Annotated in this window: 5 protein-coding genes and 1 CRISPR repeat array; all 5 genes read left to right on the top strand. The window is 47.7% G+C overall.

Going from position 1 to position 3935, the window contains the following annotated elements:
* Positions 1-307 (top strand): Uma2 family endonuclease (locus tag IM507_RS00870; RefSeq protein WP_287636337.1); only part of this gene is annotated, 307 nt, incomplete at its 5' end.
* Positions 307-1143 carry a CRISPR-associated endoribonuclease Cas6 gene (cas6, locus tag IM507_RS00865; RefSeq protein WP_287636336.1) on the top strand — a complete coding sequence of 279 codons (837 nt, stop codon included), beginning with the start codon at positions 307-309 and terminating at the stop codon, positions 1141-1143. The genes IM507_RS00870 and cas6, both read left to right, overlap by 1 nt.
* Before the next feature lie 2 nt (positions 1144-1145).
* The gene (gene cas4 / locus IM507_RS00860; RefSeq protein WP_069474919.1) at positions 1146-1739 is read left to right on the top strand and encodes a CRISPR-associated protein Cas4; all 594 of its coding nucleotides are present in this window, start codon (positions 1146-1148) and stop codon (positions 1737-1739) included.
* Positions 1740-1744: 5 nt separating this feature from the next.
* Positions 1745-2749, top strand: coding sequence for a type I-D CRISPR-associated endonuclease Cas1d (cas1d, locus tag IM507_RS00855; RefSeq protein ID WP_287636334.1), 1005 nt, complete (start codon positions 1745-1747; stop codon positions 2747-2749).
* A 12-nt stretch (positions 2750-2761) separates the two neighbouring features.
* Positions 2762-3034 (top strand): CRISPR-associated endonuclease Cas2, encoded by a 273-nt coding sequence (cas2, locus tag IM507_RS00850; RefSeq protein ID WP_002742874.1) that lies wholly within the window; start codon positions 2762-2764, stop codon positions 3032-3034.
* 233 nt (positions 3035-3267) lie between these two features.
* A CRISPR array of direct repeats spans positions 3268-3905; the repeat unit is 37 nt; unit sequence GTTCCAATTAATCTTAAACCCTACTAGGGATTGAAAC.
* Between the last annotated feature and the right edge of the window lie 30 nt (positions 3906-3935).

Raw genomic sequence — 3935 nt, 5'->3', positions numbered from 1 at the left:
CATTTCCCCGGAAAGGTTAGGAGATATTCCCCTCACCGATGAAGCTTGTCCCGTTCCCCCGGAATTAGTCATCGAAATTATTTCTCCGGAACAATCCTTCAGCAGCCGGCGCGAAAAAGCCGTGGACTACCTAAAAGCGGGAGTCAGTCGCGTCTGGATCGTCGATCCCCGGGCCAAGCAGATCACAATTTTCTATCCCGACGCACCCCCGGCGATTAAAAAAGGCGATGACGAGATTAGCGATATTCTCCTCCCCGATTTAACCCTAACCCCCAGACAAATTTTTGCCAAGGCCCGATTAAGTTAATGCCCTACAGTCTCGTTCTCAATCTCACACCCCGATCGCCGATCTATCCGAATTTTCTCACCGGACGACACCTTCACGCGCTATTCCTTACCCTTGTCAGTAGTGTTGATCAGGAATTAGGGAAAATTCTACACACAGCCGAGGCAGATAAAGCCTTCACCTTATCGCCACTACAGATTCAATCGCGGGGGAAAATAACAATAAATTCCCCGCAGTGGCGACACGAACGGCCAATCGCCCCCGAAACTCCCTGCTGGTGGCGGATTTCTCTGCTCGATGACCGATTATTCGGTAAATTAACCTCGCTCTGGTTGAATCTCAATCCAAAACACCCCTGGCATCTCGGTTCCGCCGATCTGGTTATCACTAGCGTCCTCGCCACCCCGCAATCGGTTCAACCCTGGGCGAACTCTTGTACTTATCAATACCTGTATGAAAACGCCTCGGAAACGAATCGGGAATTTGATTTCCTTTTCGCCACCCCCGTCACCTTCCGGCAGGGAAAATTCGATAGTGCCTTACCGACGCGGGAACTGGTGTTTAATAGCCTTCTCAATCGTTGGAATCGCTATAGCGCTATCCCCTTCGATTCTATTGCCCTAGAGTCGATTTTTCCCAGTTTCTTCGATATTCAAACGAAATTAGCCGATGAGGCCTATAAAAACCAGTTGATCGGTTGTGTGGGCGAGATTCACTATCGTCTTTTGGGAGAGGTGGAACCCGCAAAGATTAAAGCGATTAATGTACTGGCGGATTTTGCCCTCTACGCGGGAGTGGGACGGAAAACCACCATGGGGATGGGGATGACTCGCAGAATTGCTAAGGAGAAAAGATAGCCATGGATGAATCTGATTACATACCGATCGCCGCTCTCAACCATTACGCCTACTGTCCCCACCGTTGTTGGAGAATGTTCGTCGCCGGGGAATTTCTCGATAATAGCTATACGATCGAGGGAACAAATTTACACGAGCGAGTTCACACCGTCGGGGCGGCAAACCGCGAGGAAATATGGCAAATTCGGGCGATCTGGCTTAAATCAGACAATTACCGTCTCATCGGTAAGGCCGATCTGATCGAGTCCCAGGATGGCGAATTTATCCCCGTGGAATACAAACGGGGCAGTAAAGGCGAATGGGATAACGACGAGTTGCAGGTGTGCGCTCAAGCTCTGTGTTTGGAAGAAATGACGGGAAAAAGGCTAGATACTGGCTATATCTACTATGCCAGTTCTCACCAGCGTCAACCGGTGGCGATCGATCTTGCTCTACGGCAACGGGCGATCGCTACGATCCGAGCAGTTGAAACCCTGATCCAGACGGGAAAAATGCCCCCGGCGGTCTATTCACCCCGCTGCAAGGGATGCAGTTTGTTCGATCGCTGCTTGCCCCGATTAACCGAAAAAGTCCAACGATATCGAGAGGAAGACTAAAAAATATGGGAACGGTATATGTGACAAGAGAAGACGCATTTCTCGGCAAAAATGACGAGCGTTTAACGGTTAAAGCATCCAAAGAAACGATCCTCGATGTACCTCTATTGAACGTGGAAGGAGTGGTGATTTTCGGACGGGGTTCAGTTTCTCCCGCATTGGTGATCGAATTGTTGGAACGTCATATTCCGCTCAGTTTCGTCACATCCACCGGACGCTATCTCGGTAGATTGGAACCAGAGATGACCAAAAATATTTTCGTTCGTCGAGCGCAATGGCAGGCCGCCGGCGATTCCCCGAAAGCCATTCATTTAGTGCGGGGATTCGTCCGCGGCAAGCTGAAGAATTACCGCAACATTCTACTCCGTCGTCAACGCGATCGAAAGGAGTTGGATTTACAAACGGCGATCGCTTGTTTGGAAGCAGCGATCGGCTCGATCGAAACAACCTCGGCGATCGATTCTCTCCGGGGGTTAGAGGGAGCGGGAAGCGCAGCCTATTTCAGTTGTTTTGATTCCCTAATTCTCGGTGATACTTTTACCTTTACCTCGCGTAACCGTCGCCCCCCGCGAGATCCGGTCAATTCTCTTTTGAGTCTGGGTTATGCGTTATTGCGCCATGACGTGCAGAGTGCGATCAATTTGGTCGGTTTTGACCCCTATCTCGGTTATCTTCACTATCAACGCTACGGTCGCCCCTCGCTGGCACTAGATCTGATGGAAGAATTTAGAGCGATCGTCGTTGATGCCGTGGTTCTCAACGGGATCAATCATCCTTATCTTACCCCCGAACATTTCACCACTGAACCCTTAAGTGGTGCGGTTTCCTTGACGAGGGAAGGGTTACAGATTTTCCTGCGCTTGTACGAACAGAAGAAACAATCGAAGTTTAAGCATCCGGTAATGGGTAAACAGTGTACTTATCAAGAAGCTTTCGAGATTCAGGCCCGACTAATGGCGAAATATCTCATGGACGAGACGGATAAGTATCCACCCTTGATTTTAAAGTAGATAGAGGCGATCATGTATTTTGTTGTCAGTTACGATATTTCCGACGATAAGCGACGAACCAAAATTCACAATACGTTAAAGTCCTACGGCCAACGGGTGCAGTATAGTGTTTTTGAGTGCGATCTAACCGATACCCAGTACGCTAAGCTGCGCGGGCGCTTGAGTAAGTTGATCAAACCCGATACCGATAGCATCCGCTTTTATTTTCTCTGCGCCTGTTGTCGGGGTAAAGTGGAACGTATCGGTGGTGAGTTACCCCGGGATAATACAATTTTTTTTGTTTAGCTCGGTTGCGCTTCCGGGTAGCTGTAAAAATCCTTAACTATTATCTGGTGGCTGGAAAGCTTATGCAATATAGATTCGAGATGATTTTCCTTTCCAACGCGGGGCGCACCTTATCCCGTAAGGTTTTGCGGGGTCTTGAAGAACTGGGTCACTTGCTGTATGATTGGTTTATTGCGGGTGCGGCGCATACGAACCTTGAAAATCCCATAGCGTATAGCTTTTACCACTGGGCGGTTCCAATTAATCTTAAACCCTACTAGGGATTGAAACTCATTATCAATATATTCCCCTGATTATCCCCCTTTGTTCCAATTAATCTTAAACCCTACTAGGGATTGAAACTCGGGGTCAAAATTAGCTTTTGCCTTAATTTCTTCTAGTTCCAATTAATCTTAAACCCTACTAGGGATTGAAACAAAAACCCGTCGTTTCCTTCCCAACCCGCTTGGCGATTTCTCTAGAGCATGTTCCAATTAATCTTAAACCCTACTAGGGATTGAAACTGCATTAGTAGCTGTTGGGCTTCCTTCAAATTCTGGGTTCCAATTAATCTTAAACCCTACTAGGGATTGAAACGCCGCCCGTGGCTGGCGTACCCACTTGGTATGTGGCGTTCCAATTAATCTTAAACCCTACTAGGGATTGAAACCTGATGAACTGCAAACATTTAAAGGTGCGATCGATTCGTTCCAATTAATCTTAAACCCTACTAGGGATTGAAACTATCATTTTTTAAAATAGCCTCAAAAGCTTTTTGGTGAGTTCCAATTAATCTTAAACCCTACTAGGGATTGAAACTTGAGTCAGTCGGGATTGCATATTCAGGTTAAACTTGTTCCAATTAATCTTAAACCCTACTAGGGATTGAAACTCGCCCCGCGAGGAGTGCGCTGAAGCGATT

The sequence above is a fragment of the Microcystis sp. M20BS1 genome, from assembly GCF_020245305.1.
GTDB lineage: Bacteria > Cyanobacteriota > Cyanobacteriia > Cyanobacteriales > Microcystaceae > Microcystis > Microcystis ichthyoblabe_A.
Note: the sequence above shows the minus strand (reverse complement) of the source record. Positions and strands in the feature narration are given on the sequence as shown.